Genomic DNA, 873 nt, shown 5'->3' with positions numbered 1-873 from the left:
ATCATCGGCGCTGGACGGCACGAGCGCAGCGGCGAACGCACGACCTGGCGCAACGGGTATCGAGAGCGCGCTCTCGATACCCGTTTGGGCACCCTGAACCTGCGGGTGCCGAAGCTGCGGCAGGGGAGCTACTTCCCGGGCTTCCTCGAGGCCCGCAAGACCTCCGAGCAGGCACTGGTGGCCGTGATCCAGGGTGAGCCAGCGGATCGCCACCGGTTCAAGACCGCTGGCGAACGGGATCGGCGGCGTCTCTACCCGCCGTGTCGACGAACTGGTGCAGGCGATGGGGCTGAACGGCATCTCGAAGAGCACGGTCTCCAAGCTCTGCAAGGACATAGACGAACGGGTCGGCGAGTTCCTGAACCGCCCGCTGACCGGGGAATGGCCCTACGTCTGGCTGGACGCCACCTACCTGAAGGTGCGCCAGGGCGGTCGCATCGTGCCGGTCGCCGCGATAATCGCCGTCGCCGCGAACACGGAAGGCCGGAGAGAAATCATCGGCCTGGGCATCGGCCCTTCGGAAGCCGAGACCTTCTGGACCGAGTTCCTGCGGTCTCTCCGCGCCCGTGGCCTCGGGGGGGTCAGGCTGGTCATCAGCGACGCGCACACAGGGCTCAAGGCGGCCATCGCCCGGGTCTTCGAAGCCACCTGGCAGCGGTGCCGCGTTCACTGGATCAGGAACGCCCTCGCGCACGTCTCGCGCGGCCAGCACACCGTTGTCGCCGCCGCGATCCGCCAGGCCTTCGACCAGCCGGACCGCGCCCATGCCGGCGAGACCTGGCGCAAGGTGGCCGAGCAGTTGCGCCCGCGTTGGCCAAAGCTGGCCGACCTCATGGACACCAGCGAGCACGACGTGCTGGCCTACATGTCCTT

1 pseudogene is annotated in these 873 nt (G+C 68.3%); it reads left to right on the top strand.

Annotated features, from left to right (window positions below):
• Positions 1-873, top strand: a pseudogene (locus D5084_RS09080) (IS256 family transposase); the annotation flags it as partial.

The organism is Tabrizicola thermarum (genome assembly GCF_003574395.1).
Taxonomy (GTDB): domain Bacteria; phylum Pseudomonadota; class Alphaproteobacteria; order Rhodobacterales; family Rhodobacteraceae; genus Tabrizicola; species Tabrizicola thermarum.
The sequence above is the reverse complement of the archived record's forward strand: the minus strand, read 5'-3'. Positions and strand labels throughout refer to the sequence as shown.